The organism is Alkalicella caledoniensis (assembly GCF_014467015.1).
Taxonomy (GTDB): domain Bacteria; phylum Bacillota; class Proteinivoracia; order Proteinivoracales; family Proteinivoracaceae; genus Alkalicella; species Alkalicella caledoniensis.
This window is the reverse complement of sequence record NZ_CP058559.1, coordinates 727,160-742,941: the sequence shown is the minus strand read 5'-3', so window position 1 is coordinate 742,941 and position 15,782 is coordinate 727,160. Positions and strand designations below refer to the sequence as shown.

Genomic DNA, 15,782 nt, shown 5'->3' with positions numbered 1-15,782 from the left:
TGGTAGACCCCGAATCTTTACACCTTGGTTCTTTTTAAGAACACTCTATATGAGAACACTAGCAATACTAAGATGTATGCCAATCCTATCAAATAGTATAAGTTGTAGTTTAGGTTTAATAATTCTTCGCCTCGGACCAATGTACTTATGGCTTTGGCTGGCCAAAAGCCAGGGGCCAGTGCGAAGATAAATTCTTTGGCGTCTGTGAAAATTAGTGACACAACAGGAAGGATTATGATCATACCGAAACCCTTCATTACTGCAAAGCCTTCAATTTTATTTGTGGCGAAGGCGTTTATGAAAAAACCTACCATGGGTGTTGCTAAACAGTTTAGAAATGCAAGGGATGCCATTATGCCTAGACTTAGGTCACCTACATTTGCAAACCATAGTATAAACCATGTTGCGAAAAATGTAAGGGTAGTTGCCATCACCATTCTAAATGACAAGAATTTATTCAAACTCAATGGAGTTACACTAATTGCAGTTAGTATATGGTCATCCCTGTCATCTAGTATGGAAAATGCAACAATGGCCCCATAAGCAAAAGGTGTAATTAGGGCAAGGACCGCTAATATAAAGTCTGCATAAGCGTCAATCATGAACCCACTATTCTCAGCTATCGTAGGTAGAGCATACCTACCTAGAAGTCCAAAAAGCATAGGATAGAATATCATAAAAGCCATCATAGGGTCTCTGACCCATTTCTTTAGCTCACTTACAAAAAAACTACTAAACATATGCTACACCCCACTTTCTTTCACAGCAAACTCATCAAACTTGGATTTTACTATATGATAAAGTACAGCAATAGCCACTAATAAATAGCACATTGAGAAAACTATCTCCCAAGTTTCTCCAACTCCAGTGGTTGCAAATAACAGCGTTGATGATGCTTTTGTAGGTAAAATATATAATGCTTTTTCCACAATATCACCTGTTAATACACCAATTTCATTTAAAACAACTGGTATCATCACTATAAAAGCATATGCCATTATTCCCATTAGAAGGGAAGTGAAATCCCTAGTATTGTACATCAATATAAAACCGAAAAGAGCGTGGAAGAAAGCAATAAGGAAAACTGCTGCGAAAATCCCAATAAGGTTTACACTCAAATCCTTAAAGAACCAGGCGTAAGCATACAAGATAACCAGTGAGATAATGCTAGAAAGTACGTTGGCCATAGACTTAGCTAAGATGTACTCCACTTTATTAATTGGAGAGACAAGCAGGGTTTTTAATGTACCCTCTTGTTTTTCAAAGAACATAGTAACACCAACCATTAACATGGCCATCATTGTAGCGTCAAAAAAAAGTAGAAGGGGGAAAATATAGTCCACATTATCAATAGCAGTAAAATGCATCACTGCCACCCATATAAGGGAAACTAGAACACTGGCTCCTAGTATATGGTATTTTTGCATTCTATCAAGCTCGCCTTTTAATAATACGCTGAAGTTATTCATGCTTCTCCACCCCAGTCGTTTTGATGAATATATCATCAAGGGTTGTTTCTTTACTGTGAATGGTTAATATGTTTTTTGTCTTGATGATATTTAAGAAATCAGCATTTTCTCCCAAATTATCAAGCTCAAAGGACTCTTTAATAATTTCATTATCATCATTACTATACTCAACTTCTACATTTCGCTGACCATGCTTTAGTTTTAAGTTTTTAGGAGTATCAATTTCAGCAATTTTACCATCTGCCATAAATGCAACCCTGTCACACAACTCATCAACATCATTCATCAAATGTGTAGTAAGCAGAACAGTACCACCTTTTTCCTTGTATTCCCTTATAATATCCTTGATAATTCTAGCATTTTTAGGATCTAGTCCGTTAGTAGGCTCATCTAAGAAAAGAATTTTTGGATCGTTTAGCATTGCCCTTACAAAATTTAGCCTGGCTTTCATACCTTTAGAATACTCGTTAACTTGTTTATCTCTATCCTCATAAAGGCCAACTCTCTTTAACAGTGCATCTGTGTCTGCAGATGAGCGATAAAGCTTTTTAAAGAAGTTTATGTTTTCTTGGGCTGTAAGTTTAGAAAAATGTACTGGCATTTCAAATCCTACACCAATATCGTGGTAAAAATCTTTGCCTAATGACCTTAAATCTTTACCATTGTACTTCACTTCCCCCTGGAAATCGTCTAAAAGCTTAATAAGGATTTTTTGAGTAGTACTTTTTCCTACACCACTGGGTCCTAAAAGACCGAAAATCTCACCTTCTTTAATCTCAAATGAGATTCCTTTGATGGTGTTTTCTTGATTTTTAGGATATTTAAACTTTAAATCCTTTACTAAAAACATAAGAATCCTCCTCCCCAAATTTAGGGTTATTTAAATGATACTAGAAGCTCAGTATCAAAACTACTTCTTTTTAACACCATTAGTTAATATATAGAACATGCTTTCAACAATGTTAAGTAGGTTTTCTTTATCCTTAAGCAAATCATTACTTTGGGTTTTCGCAAGGAAATAATCAATCAAAGATAAGTTCATTGTGGTAAATATAAAAGAAGCCATTTCTAAGTCTACATTAGGGTCTATCTCTCCCTTTTCCTTACTTGCAATAAGTAATTTGAGATAGAAGTCAGATGCACTTCCCTCCAGTGAGCCAACTATTTCCTTACGAAAATCTTCCTTTTCTTTCATGAACTTACTAGCAATTTTAGTAAGAAGAGGTTCATCCATTGCAAACTGTAAGCCAGCAACATATAATTTTTTGATTGTTTCAAAGAAATCATCCATTGGATTATTCTGCATGGCTCTATGCAAGTAAACCATTTTTCTCTCAGCAATAGTGTGGAATAAATACTTATACAAGTCCTTAAGATCACTAAAATATTGATAGAAGCTACCCCTAGGGATTTCAGCAAGTTCAATGATTCCTGCTATGGAAACATCGTTGAATGAATATTTAGCGAACTCTTCCACGGCAGCGTTCAAAATACGCTGTCTTTTTTCTTCAGGTAAATTTAAAAACGTTTGACTAGGCAAGATTGCACCAACCCTTCTATTTGATATGACAGTACTGTCATTAGTATGCTAAAAAAATATGACGTTTATGTCACTTGTACTTTAATTATATGACGATGGTGTCACAATGTCAACTGATTTATGGATATACTTTTAAAATTAACAAGAAAATTTGTATAAAAATTGCAAATATAAAAATACTAATATAGATTTGTTATTTCTCATTTTACATAAAAGTGATATGAAAGGAGTTCCTATGAGCGAAAAGTTAGTATTGCAACCCAAAAATGATATGGAAAAGGAATTGCCAAAGGAAAAGTTTGATGAGCTAGAGCAATATATAGACGGTTTAGAAGAAAGTGAAGGGACATTAATACAGGTTCTTCATAAAGCTCAACACATATTTGGCTATTTACCTAGGGATGTACAGCTTTTTATTGCACGAAGGCTCGATATACCTGGTGCAAAGGTTTATGGTGTAGTAAGTTTTTATAATTATTTCAATGATAAGCCACCTGGTGATGTAATTATAAATATCTGTACAGGCACTGCATGCTTTGTAAAGGGCGCAGATAAGATTATGGCTCAATATGAAGAAAGGCTGGGTATTGCCTCTGGGCAGACAACAGAAGATGGTAGGTTTACATTAAATGCTGTTCGTTGTGTAGGTGCGTGTGGCTTAGCCCCTGTAGTTATAGTAGGAGAAAAGGTTTACGGAAGGGTTAAAGTTGATGAATTAGACGATATCCTAGCGAAATATGAAAGGAAGTAAACTAGATGAAATCTCTAAAGGAATTACGTGAGCTAAAGGAAAAGGCATTGGTTAACCTAAAGGTCAGAAATGCTTCTGATGAGAAGACAGTAAAAGTGCATGTAGGTATGGGCACCTGTGGTATATCAGCAGGAGCTAGAGAGATACTTATGGCTATGATTGACGAAATCAATGATAAACATATTGAAAATATACGTCTAACACAGGTGGGGTGTATGGGAAATTGTTTCGAAGAGCCCATTGTTAGAGTTATCCATCAAGGGGCAGAACCTATAGTTTATACTAAGGTAGACCCAGCTAAAGCTAAGGAAATAGTAAATAGTTTACAAAACTAGTAAGGAGGGAATAAAGTGAAAAAAAACAGAATGCATCTTTTAGTTTGTGGTGGGACAGGATGTGAATCCCAAGACAGTAGCAAACTGACCAACTTCTTACAGGTGATAATAGATAAAAAGGGATATAAAGATGAAGTACAAGTAATAAAGACAGGCTGCTTCGGATTTTGTGAAAAAGGACCTATAGTTAAAGTTTTGCCTGACAATGTTTTTTACGTAGAAGTATCTCCCAAGGACGCCAAAACCATTGTTGAGGAGCATGTTATAAAGGGTAGGATTGTAGAGGATCTACTATTTAGCGAACCCAATAAAGTAGAAAAGATAGAGTTTCAAGAAAACATGTCCTTTTATAAAAAGCAAATTCGTATAGCCCTAAGAAATTGTGGTCTAATTGATCCTGAAAATATTGAAGAATACATAGCATTAGAAGGTTATGAAGCACTGGGAAAGGTCTTAACAGAAATGTCCCAAGAAGAAGTAATCAATATAGTAAAAGATAGTGGTCTCCGTGGTAGAGGTGGCGGAGGTTTTCCAACAGGATTCAAATGGGAGCTCACCTATAGAAATGAAAGTGAAAAAAAGTACATAATATGCAATGCAGATGAAGGAGATCCTGGAGCTTTTATGGATCGAAGTATTTTAGAAGGTGATCCTCACAGTGTGATAGAAGCCATGGCTATTGCAGGCTACGCAATTGGTGCAAGTAAAGGATATGTATATATTCGAGCAGAGTATCCACTGGCAATAGAAAGACTCACCAAAGCCTTAAAGCAAGCAAGGGAGTATGGCCTTTTAGGTACCAACATATTTGATACAGGCTTTAACTTTGATGTGGATATTAAGTTGGGCGCTGGTGCATTTGTATGTGGTGAAGAAACAGCCCTAATTAATTCCATAGAAGGTGGAAGGGGAGAGCCAAATGCCAAACCACCGTTTCCAGCAGAAAGCGGGTTATATGACAAACCCACATCTGTAAACAATGTAGAAACTTTTGCTAATATACCACCTATAATTTTACAAGGAGGGGATTGGTATAGGGGTATTGGTACTGAAAAGAGCCCAGGCACCAAGGTTTTTGCATTAGCTGGAAAGGTCAACAATGTTGGTTTAGTGGAAGTACCCATGGGTATAACACTCCGTGAGATTATTTATGATATTGGTGGTGGAATTAGGGATAACAAAAGGATAAAGGCGGTGCAGACAGGTGGACCATCTGGGGGTTGTATCCCCGAACACAACTTAGATATAACAATCGATTACGAGAGCCTCCAATCAATTGGTTCTATGATGGGGTCAGGTGGAATGATAGTAATGGATGAGGATGACTGCATGGTAAACATATCTAAATTTTATCTTGAATTCACTGAAGAGGAATCCTGTGGGAAATGCACACCCTGCCGTATAGGAAATAAAAGACTCCATGAGATGCTCAATAAGATTACTGAAGGTAACGGCACCGAGGAAGATCTAGAAAGACTAGTGGACCTAGGGGAAATGATAAAAAGTAGCTCCCTTTGTGGATTGGGACAAAGTTCCCCTAATCCTATACTAAGTACACTAAAATTCTTCCGTGACGAATACTTAGAGCATGTACAAAATAAAAACTGTCCTGCTGGTGTATGCAAACATTTGAAGCATGAACCCGTAGAGCAACACACAGTTCAGTAAACTTAAGGTGGTGTAATAATGGAAGGAAAAAAAGTGACAGTTACAATAAATGATAAAGAGGTAACTGTGCCCCGGGAGTATACAATTTTAAATGCTGCAGTGGAGGCAGGAGTTAAGATTCCTACACTGTGTCACTTAGATTTGCACGATTTAAAGATGGTCAATAGAACAGCATCATGCAGGGTATGTATGGTTGATGTAGAAGGAAGTCCACGGCTAGCTCCCGCTTGTGCCACACCTGTAAATGATGGCATGAATATAAGAACAGATACTATGAAAGCAATTACTGCTAGAAGGCTTTCAGTGGAGTTACTTTTATCGAATCATCCTACAGATTGTTTGGTTTGTCAAAAGAACTTGCAATGTGAGCTTCAAGCACTGGCCCATGAATTAGGTATAAGGGAAATTCATTACTCTGGAGAAAGAAACTCATTTCATCTAGATACATCTAGTCAGGCAGTTATAAAGAACCAGGATAAATGTATTTTGTGTAGACGTTGCGAAACAGCTTGTAACGCTGTTCAAACATGTGGAATACTTTCTGCCCTAAATCGCGGATTTGAAACAACTGTGGGACCAGCTTTTAACCTACCAATGGTAGAAACTTCATGTACTTACTGTGGTGGCTGTGTGGCAGTTTGTCCCACTGCAGCCTTAACTGAAGTGAACCATGTACCAAAGGTTTGGGAAGCCCTTAGAAACCCGAAAAAATATGTTGTTGTTCAAACAGCTCCAGCCATACGTGTGGCTTTAGGAGAACTCTTTGGAATGAAACCAGGGACCATTGTTACTGGCAAACTAGCGGCAGGTCTTAGGAGAATAGGATTTGATAAAGTATTTGACACAGACTTCGGTGCCGATGTAACTATATTAGAGGAAGCTAGTGAACTACTTCATCGTCTAGAAAATGGAGGAACCTTACCCATGCTTACAAGCTGTTGCCCAGCTTGGGTAAGTTTTATAGAGCATCAATTTCCTGATCTCGTTGACATACCTTCATCTTGTAAATCACCCCATATAATGGTGGGAACAATTATAAAGACTTACTATGCAGAAAAACATAATATAAACCCAGAAGATATAACTGTAGTGTCAATAATGCCATGTGTTGCGAAAAAAGCAGAGGCTGCAAGGACTGAGCTTTCCATCGACGACCATGAAAATGTAGATATAGTTATAACAACGAGAGAACTTGCTATGATGTTTAAAGAAGCAGGCATTGATTTTGATAAACTACCCGATGAAGATTATGATCACCCACTTGGAGTAACTACAGGTGCATCAGTAATTTTCGGAACAACTGGTGGAGTTATAGAGGCCGCAGTAAGGACTGTTCACGAGTGGAAAACTGGTGAAGAGCTAGAGCAGATTGAGTATGAGCAATTACGAGGTATTGAAGGGCTTAGAGAAGGAAAAGTACAAGTAAACGGCATGGAGCTAAACATAGGAATAGCCCATGGTTTAGGAAACGCCCGCAAGCTGCTTGAGGATATAAGAAATGGCCAATCCCAATACCATGCAATAGAAATAATGGCATGCCCTGGTGGATGTATCGGTGGTGGAGGTCAGCCATATCACTACGGCAACGAAGAGGTAGTAAAAGCAAGACAAAAGGCCATTTACCAAGAAGATCAAAGAAAGAACGTAAGGAAATCACATCTAAACAAAGAAGTATTAAAAATGTACGAGGAATACTTCGATAAACCATATAGCGAAAAAGCACACAAACTACTGCATACCACATATACACCTAAAGAAAGAATCTAAAAAAAACGGGGTCTACCATAGAAATATATGGTCATACCCTCGAAAAAGTAATCAATATATGTTAAAATATAACTAAACGAGGGTGTGGCTCCTGGGGTTAGTTGCTCATTTATGAGTTAACTCGGTCCTGAAATGCCGCCCTCGTTTTTGTTGTATCCGTAAAGTTGACCGGGATGATGCCGTCCTACGGGAAGTGGCTCTGTTGGTAGACGTAACGTTGGATTACAACACACTTGGGTGCAAAAATTAGGTGGGAGGGAAAAACATGCAACAGCAACAACTTTTAGTTGGTGTAGATGTAGGTTATCGCAAACATCATGTAGCAATTGGAGGCGCTAAAGGTATTGTGGACCAATTTGAGATTCCCCATAACGAAGATGGGTTCAAATACTTTTTTAGTCGTATTGCTAACCAAGCGCGCCAACTTAAGGTATCTAATGTAGCAGTAGGAATGGAAGGTACAAATGGTTACGCAAGGCCCCTTGATCAGATGATTAAAGGAAAAGGGTATAAACTCTTAAATGTTAATAATCTAAAGCTAGCTCGTTTTAAAGAAATATTTTCAGCCCCTGCTAAAACCGATAGTATTGATGCTAAAGAAATCGTAACCTTGATGAACATGGTACCATTTATGGGACAAGCTAAAGAAACGCTTCAAGAAGTTTATGATGTAGAAGAAACTCAAATCAAACTTAAACGCATAAGTCGTAGACGGCGCCAATTAGTTGATGAAAAAGTGACATTACTTAATCGTATGCAAGCAGATTTACAATCTGTATGCCCTGGATTTATTGATGTATTTAAGGATGTTAGTGCAGATTATGTATTAAGGCTTTTAAGCTTAAAATCTGACCTTAGAAAAACAGCGAAAGTAAGGAGAACAACCTTACAGAAGCTACCTGGTATTGGTAAAGCGCTTTCAGAAAAGATTGTCTCTTGGCAAGAAATAGCTTCTTTTGGCAAAGAAGTAGATTGGGTAGGTCCAATGATATATGATGATGCTAAACGAATATTAGAACTAAAGAAAAAGATAGAACTGATGGAAAGTCAGATGAAGATATTACTTGAGCAATCTCGGTTAGCGACAATCATTGAGAGCATACCTGGTTTTGGCATAGTAACCTCTTGTGAAATCGCAGGAGAAATTGGTACAATGCAAAGGTTTACATCTGAAGCTGGTCTTGCAATCTATCTAGGGATGGCACCAGTGGACAATAGTTCTGGAGACTACCAAGGTACCAAAACACCGAGACAGGTCAATAAGAGGGCAAAAAAAGCGATGATGGCTGCACTAGGTATTCACATACGGTCGGTTGACCAATCGAAGAAATACTATGAAAAAAAACGGGCTGAGGGCAAGAAATATAATCAAGCACTAAGATCACTGGGACGCCATTTAACAAGGGTCATATGGAGTATGGTTAAGAATGATCGTATGTATATACAAAAAGAAATAGAAAAATAACCACTGCTAAAATTTAAAAATTTAAACAGTGATTTTCAATGGTAGGATATGTTTACCTACATAATTACATATAAAGTAAGCAATTCAAAAATATGAAAATTAGTATCTATACTTGACAAAATCAACGGGATGTTCAGGCTTCAATTATCCATTATTGGATAATTGAAGCCTGACCCCGAAAATATTTACTTCAATCTATCAAACAAAACATTGTTTTCTAGGTGAATGTGGTTGAATAAGTCGTTTTCTATAGCTTTTATTTTGGCATATGTTGTTTCAAATGTTGGGCAGGTGTCTTCTGGCACTTTGTAGCCTTCAGTGATCTTTCTCATGGCTTTAAGAATATCACCTGCTGCATCATGTTCACTTTCCGTTTCTTCCATTACCTTAAAAACTTTATCTAGATTTTCTTGGGTTGGATCTTGCTCATACTTCTTAATCAATGGGAAAAGGCTTACTTCTTCTTTGATTAAATGTTCCTCAAGCTCAGCTTTAAGTGCACTGAACATCTTGTTTAGTTGCAATAGCATCTCTCCATTTTCCTCAAAGTGAACAGCTAAGATTTTCTTTAGATAAGCGTCTGTTACTGGAAGCTCTTGCTTCATAAATGTATGGTGTTTATCTTCGATGTATTGGATCAAATCAGCTAAGCTAGCTTCCCTCCAATTAGTTTCTTTCTCCATTGATGCGATAAACTTATCATACTCAGCGTTTAGCCTAGATATAATAGCATTTTCATCTATGTTTTGCTTCACAAGGGCTACCTCAAGAAGTCTATCACCACCACAGCAAAAATCCACTTCAAACTCCTTTAATATTTCTTTAGCCTTAGAAAAAGTTCCTGCGATTCTACCAATTTTTTGTTTTTTATTGAAAGTTGTCATTAAAATCATCTCCTAATTTATTTTGTTAACTTAATTATAAGATAGGAGAACATAATTATCTGTGACTGGGGTCAAAAAACGTCAAAAAAATAGGGGGTCGCTACAGTTATCCATTATTGGATAACTGTAGCCTTACCCCGTTTCCTTAAATCAGATCTTCGAGGGCGTCTTCGTCTATGACTAGGATTTTGCGGGTACCTTCTAGTTTTACTACTCCGTCTGATTGCATTTTTTGGAGTTTACGGCTTATTGTTTCCCTGGCTACTCCTGTGTAGTTTGACATTTCTTCACGGGTTAAGGGTAGTTCTATCATAGTACCATCTGGGGTTTTTTTACCGTGTCTATCCTTTAGTTCATATAGTAAAAAAGCTATTCTTGACTCCACATCGTTAGTGGCTAGGTGTTGCGCCAAACTTTCCACACCAGCTAAGCGCTCCCCTACAACTTCAAGAATTTTAAGGCCTATTTCTGGTCTAGTCAGTATTAAATCCTTAAGTTGCTCTTTAGTTATTGTACAAAGTTTAACCTTTGTGATTGCATCGGCATCAAAATTATACTGCCCACCTTTAAGTAAATTGAGCTCTCCGAAGAAGTCCCCGTCAGATAATATATGAAGAATTTGTTGTTTGCCATCCCTTGTAAATTTAGATAGCTTTATCTTACCTTGATTGATTATATAGAGAGTATTTGCACTATCACCTTCAAAAAAAATACTTTCACCCTTTAAAAACTCCCTGTGACCAGTCATCTTGATTATATCTAATAACTCGTTATCATTTAAATTGGCAAATATAGGTACCTTGCTAGCACAGAGCTTATTCCTACATCTATCACAACCACAATCCATAAAAAATTCCCTCCTATAAAAAGCTAAATTAACTATACTGTAATTATAACATACCTTACAAAACACAAGGACTGAGAATCTGATTACTTACAATATTTTAGACTATGGCAGGTAATTCTAACCCCTTTATCGAAATACAAACTATGAAGCATTACTAAGGGGGGGCAAAAGATGAATCTTTACCCAGTTTTTGATTTGTTTTTGACTGTTATTACTATTATACCTTTTTTGTTTATAGTGTTGGCAATATACGCCATTGCAAATCTATATACAGGGGAATTGCACAAAGAAAAAGTTAGTATAGGGAAGATTATATCCTATATTAGTGATAAGTCAAAGTACATGCTATTTCTACTGATTGTTGTCATTATTTCCATAGGATTCAATTATCATTTACACACTGAAGCTAAAGAAGGATATAACCAAAGATATAGAAACTATATCTCTAGTGAGTTTAATAAAGCTGCTGAAAATGTGGTTGTAAGAACTGCCAATGTGGTAAAGCGAATAAATGATAATCCAGGAGTGGAGAATCCTAGAATTTTGGTGCTTAGACAAGAATTAGTGAGTGAGCTAAACCCCACTATTAGGGATATGCAAAGACTTGAACAGATGGCAATTGATTTAAATCAATACTATATAAATACCAATAAAGACTACCAATCCCTAGACTTTAGTAATTTTTCTGCAGATCTTTCCTATAAGTGGCAAGTAATAACTTCAAAATTAGACTACAATGATATAACGTCTATTGAATATGTTCAAGGGGAATTTAAGAAGATAAAGGAAGTATTTTCTCCACTGGGAGAAACCATTTCCGCTGGTAGAACTGTTACACCTGAAATGCTTAGGGAAATACACGAAAAATATTTATCAATAAAAAGGGAGGGATAATAGATGTTATACTATATAATCCCAGCAATCCTTTTATTCTTAGTACTCAATTACATAGGAATTAGCATTGAGAAAAAAATGTTTCATGAGAAATTTAAAGTTATTATGACATCATTAATAATTTTGTTATTTTGTACACTGGGAATAAATGCTTACATGCTCTACTCTAGAGAGCAGATCATGCTCATTATAGATAAAAACCATAGTTATGTAACAAGTAGAATAATAGAAGATATGGAGGCACTTGTGCTAAGTATCGATGACCTTATGACAGATTGGGACCAACATAGCCATGAAACGAAAATTCAAAAGCTAGAGGAAGTGCAAGCCGTAACTTTTTCCATGGCCAGCTATGAAAGAATACTTTTTGACTATAACTGGGATAAACAGAAATCTTTTTATAGATTCAATTCACAGTTAATTTGGCATATAAATAGCGTATTATTCAATGGAAATAACAATAATATACCCCAGTCAATGATTGATGAGATGTACGCAATTTCCCATGATACTAAAGCTCTCTTAGATTTAATATCAGAAGCTAATTATAAAATAGAAAATGAAAATTTATCGGGAAGTAAAAGGGTGGACCGTTGGGCGGAATATGTAGATGAGTTGATATTTCAGTTTAAATACAGTGGGAATAGCTTGTATATAAGTAAGCACGTGGACTTTAAATAAATTTTCGGTACTTTTGTGGAATTAAGGGAGTTTCCAGATACATTGACCCTAGATACTACAATTGAGAATTAAGGAAAAAAACAGATGAACAAAAAGATAGGATTTCTGCTAAAATAAAGGTTAAGAAAAAGTAAAGTGGGTCTTAATATGAGTAATAGGGAAATAAAAATATCCATACGTAATCTTGTAGAATTTGTGGGTAGAGCTGGAGATTTAGACACGAAGGCTATAGGAAGTTCAGTTAGGGCAGTGGAAGGAACCCGGGCTCATCAAAAAGTGCAGAAATCTTATAAAGAAAACTACACACCAGAGGTTACCTTAAAATATAATACTGCCTATAAAGACTTCCAAATATCCTTAGAAGGTAGAGCTGATGGCATACTACTTGAAGGTGACAGGATAATTGTAGATGAAATAAAATCAACCACTAGAGATCTTGATGACGTTAAAGGTGATAATCCTTTACATTGGGGCCAAGTAAAATGTTACGGTTACATTTACTGTCATGTCCAGGGATTAAGTGGTGTAGACCTACAGTTAACCTACTACAATATCGACACAGGTGAAACAAAAAAAATAATACAAACACATAGTAAAGAAGAACTAAAAAACTTTCTTTACGACCTGATAGGTAAATACTCCCAGTGGGTTGAGCTGATGTCAAAATGGCAGGTAATTAGAAATAGCTCCATTGCAGCTGCACAATTCCCATTTCAAACCTATAGAAAAGGCCAAAGGGAGCTTGCAGTAGCTGTTTATAAAACTATTAAAGATGGTAAAAAAGGCTATTTTCAAGCACCTACTGGTATCGGTAAAACCATCTCAACACTTTTTCCAACAGTTAAAGCCATGGGAGAAGATAGAGTTGAGAAAATATTTTATCTTACAGCAAAAACCATTACTCGGCAGGTGGCAGAAGAAGCTGTGGACAAAATGTCTCATAAGGGTTTAAAGTTAAAGTCCATAACCTTAACTGCAAAGGATAAGATATGCTTTATGGATGAAACTAAGTGTAACCCTGATTACTGCCCCTATGCTAAGGGACACTTCGATAGAGTCAATGACGCAATTTTGCAAATTCTAGAAAAAGAGAGCATTATAACACGGGATATAATTCAAAAGTATGCCATTTTGCATAAGGTTTGCCCCTTTGAGTATGGATTAGATGTTGCTATTTGGGCAGACCTAGTTATATGTGACTACAATTATGCCTTCGATCCTAGGGTCTACTTAAAACGCTTCTTTCAAGACAATGATAAAAACTACGTTTTTTTAGTTGATGAAGCACACAACCTTGTGGATAGAGCCAGGGAAATGTTTTCGGCGGAATTATTCAAAAGAAACTTCTTAGATGTCAAAAAATCATTAGATAAGAAGGACAAAGGGATAATTAAGGCTTTAAATAAAATAAATTCCTACTTTTTAGAGTTAAAGAACAATTGTGGAGAAAAGGAAAATTATACTCAAAAGGAAGAGCCTAAAGAACTATATCCTATGTTGCATGGATTTCTAACGGTTACGGAAAAGTATCTTATGGAAAATGAAGAGGAAAATAGTTTGTTGTTAGATTTATTTTTTAAAGTATATCAATTCATCAAGATAAGTGAGTACTACTCTAAAAATCATGTTACTTATTGGGAAGTATTGGGTTCAGACATGAAAATCAAGATGTTTTGCCTAAACCCCACAGAACTATTAAAGGAAGCCATTGACAGGGCATCAGGTACTGTATTTTTTTCTGCAACTTTAAACCCTACAGAGTACTATAAAGATCTATTAGGCGGAAATGAAGACGATTATATCTTAGGGCTTTCTTCCCCATTTGATAAAAATAACATGAAAGTTATAGTAGATAAAACTATCTCCACCTATTATAAAGATAGGGAAGATAACTATTTAAAGATATCAGAAAATCTATATAACTTTATAAATAGCAAGAAAGGCAATTATTTCGCTTTTTTCCCATCCTACGCCTTTATGAATCGAGTGTACGATTTGTTTATAGAAAGCTACCCTGATATTGAAACTGCTATACAAAAGGTGAAATGGGAGAGCAAATGAGGGAGGAATTTTTAGAACTTTTCCAATCCCAAGATGAAAAACATTTTTTAGCTTTCGGAGTCCTTGGAGGTATTTTCTCAGAAGGAATTGACTTAGTGGGCAGAAGACTTATCGGAGCTGCCATAGTTGGGGTGGGATTGCCGCAGATGTGTTTAGAAAGGGATCTTATCATGGATCACTTTAGCCACGGACATAGGGGGTTTGATTATTCATATATGTACCCTGGTTTCAACAAGGTTTTACAAGGTGTGGGAAGGGTTATACGTACAGAAAATGATGAAGGAGTCATACTACTAATGGATAAGAGGTATGGGGATTTTCGCTATCGCAAGCTGTTTCCTACCCATTGGCAGAGCCTAGAATATATATCAAATTCAAAGCAGTTGACAGAAAAACTAGATAAGTTTTGGGGATAGGTCATGGATTTAAAATCCATGATTTTTCTAACTTTATTAGATGCAAATGCCCTTATTGAGTTGTAGGGGATTTGACGCTGATGGTTTTTCGGGGGGAATATGGGATTTGTACAAAACCGGTAAAAAAATAGCATTTTCCCCATATGTTATAATATAATAGAATAAACAAAATGAAATAGGAGGGGCTGCAATATGAAAAAAATAAACCTATCTAAAATAACGATGCTAATATTAGTATTTTTTTTGATATTCGTACAAGGGGGATGTGGTGAGCAGAAGATATATTATGATAATGGTACTTTGCAATACGAGGGTGGTATTCAAAGTGGTGAATATCATGGTTTTGGAAAACTATTTTCTGAAGATGGTGAGTTAAAGTATGAAGGGGAATTTGTAGAGGGACAGCCTCAAGGTGAAGGTAAGCTGTTCAACCAAGGTAATCTATCTTACGAAGGTGAATTTTTAAATGGTAACCAACATGGACAAGGTAGAAGCTTTAGGGATGATGGAAGTTTAAGATATGAAGGTCAATTTGTAAACGGAACCCCTGAAGGAGAAGGCAAGTGGTACTTCGAAAATGGCGAACTTTGGTATGAAGGTTACTGGAGAAATAATAATTTTAACGGTTATGGCACCCAATTCACCCAAGGGGGAAGAATAAAGTATCAAGGTGAACACGTTGATGGTAAGTACTACGGTGTAGGAGCGTTGTACTTTGATAACGGTGAACTGAACTATGAGGGGGATTTTGTAGAAGGTCTTTTCCACGGCCTAGGCCTTCTTTATAATGAAAATGGAAATCTCATATACGAAGGAGAATTTAGGCAAGGCAAACGTCACGGGCGTGGTAGTTGGTATCAAAACGGAAACTTAGTATGGGAGGGAGACTGGATAGAAGATCGTCCAGTTTACGAATAAAAAAGCATGGGCCAATTCCAAAGGGCCCATGCTTTTTTTGGGGGTACAATAAAAAAATGAATGAGATAATCCATTTTTTCACAAAA

The 15,782-nt window shown here is 36.5% G+C and carries 16 protein-coding genes; 10 read left to right on the top strand and 6 right to left on the bottom strand.

Annotation, left to right across the window (positions count from 1 at the left end; all coding sequences use genetic code 11):
- Positions 1–17: 17 nt before the first annotated feature.
- The 4 genes from HYG86_RS03690 to HYG86_RS03675 are packed head-to-tail and all read right to left on the bottom strand — an operon-like array spanning position 18 to position 3,009.
- Positions 18–740 carry an ABC transporter permease gene (locus tag HYG86_RS03690; protein WP_213167599.1) on the bottom strand — a complete coding sequence of 241 codons (723 nt, stop codon included), beginning with the start codon at positions 738–740 and terminating at the stop codon, positions 18–20.
- A 3-nt stretch (positions 741–743) separates the two neighbouring features.
- The gene (locus HYG86_RS03685; protein WP_213167598.1) at positions 744–1,469 is read right to left on the bottom strand and encodes an ABC transporter permease; all 726 of its coding nucleotides are present in this window, start codon (positions 1,467–1,469) and stop codon (positions 744–746) included.
- Positions 1,462–2,319, bottom strand: a complete 858-nt coding sequence (locus HYG86_RS03680; protein ID WP_213167597.1) for an ABC transporter ATP-binding protein — start codon at positions 2,317–2,319, stop codon at positions 1,462–1,464. The genes HYG86_RS03685 and HYG86_RS03680 overlap by 8 nt, the downstream gene beginning before the upstream one ends.
- A gap of 60 nt (positions 2,320–2,379) precedes the next feature.
- Entirely contained in the window at positions 2,380–3,009 is a 630-nt protein-coding gene (locus HYG86_RS03675; RefSeq protein WP_213167596.1) for a TetR/AcrR family transcriptional regulator, read from the bottom strand.
- Positions 3,010–3,244: 235 nt separating this feature from the next.
- Here HYG86_RS03675 and HYG86_RS03670 point away from each other — a divergent pair, with 235 nt between their 5' ends.
- From HYG86_RS03670 to HYG86_RS03650, 5 genes are all read left to right on the top strand, one after another.
- Positions 3,245–3,760 (top strand): NADH-quinone oxidoreductase subunit NuoE family protein, encoded by a 516-nt coding sequence (locus HYG86_RS03670; RefSeq protein WP_213167595.1) that lies wholly within the window; start codon positions 3,245–3,247, stop codon positions 3,758–3,760.
- A 5-nt stretch (positions 3,761–3,765) separates the two neighbouring features.
- On the top strand, positions 3,766–4,095 hold the full coding sequence (locus HYG86_RS03665) for a (2Fe-2S) ferredoxin domain-containing protein (RefSeq protein ID WP_213167594.1): 330 nt from the start codon (positions 3,766–3,768) through the stop codon (positions 4,093–4,095).
- Positions 4,096–4,125: 30 nt separating this feature from the next.
- The gene (nuoF, locus tag HYG86_RS03660) at positions 4,126–5,763 is read left to right on the top strand and encodes an NADH-quinone oxidoreductase subunit NuoF (RefSeq protein ID WP_213169090.1); all 1,638 of its coding nucleotides are present in this window, start codon (positions 4,126–4,128) and stop codon (positions 5,761–5,763) included.
- 18 nt (positions 5,764–5,781) lie between these two features.
- A complete protein-coding gene (locus tag HYG86_RS03655) occupies positions 5,782–7,530 on the top strand; it encodes an NADH-dependent [FeFe] hydrogenase, group A6 (RefSeq protein ID WP_213167593.1) in 1,749 nt (582 codons plus the stop codon).
- A gap of 265 nt (positions 7,531–7,795) precedes the next feature.
- Entirely contained in the window at positions 7,796–8,995 is a 1,200-nt protein-coding gene (locus HYG86_RS03650) for an IS110 family RNA-guided transposase (protein ID WP_213167592.1), read from the top strand.
- A gap of 185 nt (positions 8,996–9,180) precedes the next feature.
- Here HYG86_RS03650 and ric read toward each other — a convergent pair whose 3' ends face one another.
- Together ric and HYG86_RS03640 are read right to left on the bottom strand one after the other, a co-directional pair.
- Positions 9,181–9,879 carry an iron-sulfur cluster repair di-iron protein gene (gene ric / locus HYG86_RS03645; RefSeq protein WP_213167591.1) on the bottom strand — a complete coding sequence of 233 codons (699 nt, stop codon included), beginning with the start codon at positions 9,877–9,879 and terminating at the stop codon, positions 9,181–9,183.
- A gap of 145 nt (positions 9,880–10,024) precedes the next feature.
- On the bottom strand, positions 10,025–10,726 hold the full coding sequence (locus HYG86_RS03640; RefSeq protein WP_213167590.1) for a Crp/Fnr family transcriptional regulator: 702 nt from the start codon (positions 10,724–10,726) through the stop codon (positions 10,025–10,027).
- Positions 10,727–10,897: 171 nt separating this feature from the next.
- Between HYG86_RS03640 and HYG86_RS03635 the strand changes: the two genes are divergently transcribed.
- The 5 genes from HYG86_RS03635 (at position 10,898) to HYG86_RS03620 (ending at position 15,696) form a co-directional block, all read left to right on the top strand.
- On the top strand, positions 10,898–11,620 hold the full coding sequence (locus HYG86_RS03635) for a hypothetical protein (RefSeq protein WP_213167589.1): 723 nt from the start codon (positions 10,898–10,900) through the stop codon (positions 11,618–11,620).
- Between the two features lie 3 nt (positions 11,621–11,623).
- Complete coding sequence (locus HYG86_RS03630; protein ID WP_213167588.1) at positions 11,624–12,301, top strand: hypothetical protein; 678 nt, start codon at positions 11,624–11,626, stop codon at positions 12,299–12,301.
- A 147-nt stretch (positions 12,302–12,448) separates the two neighbouring features.
- Complete coding sequence (locus tag HYG86_RS03625) at positions 12,449–14,362, top strand: ATP-dependent DNA helicase (protein WP_343064189.1); 1,914 nt, start codon at positions 12,449–12,451, stop codon at positions 14,360–14,362.
- Positions 14,347–14,778, top strand: a complete 432-nt coding sequence (locus HYG86_RS18355) for a helicase C-terminal domain-containing protein (RefSeq protein WP_343064188.1) — start codon at positions 14,347–14,349, stop codon at positions 14,776–14,778. The genes HYG86_RS03625 and HYG86_RS18355 overlap by 16 nt, the downstream gene beginning before the upstream one ends.
- Before the next feature lie 192 nt (positions 14,779–14,970).
- Positions 14,971–15,696 (top strand): MORN repeat-containing protein, encoded by a 726-nt coding sequence (locus HYG86_RS03620; RefSeq protein WP_213167587.1) that lies wholly within the window; start codon positions 14,971–14,973, stop codon positions 15,694–15,696.
- The last annotated feature ends 86 nt before the right edge of the window (positions 15,697–15,782 follow it).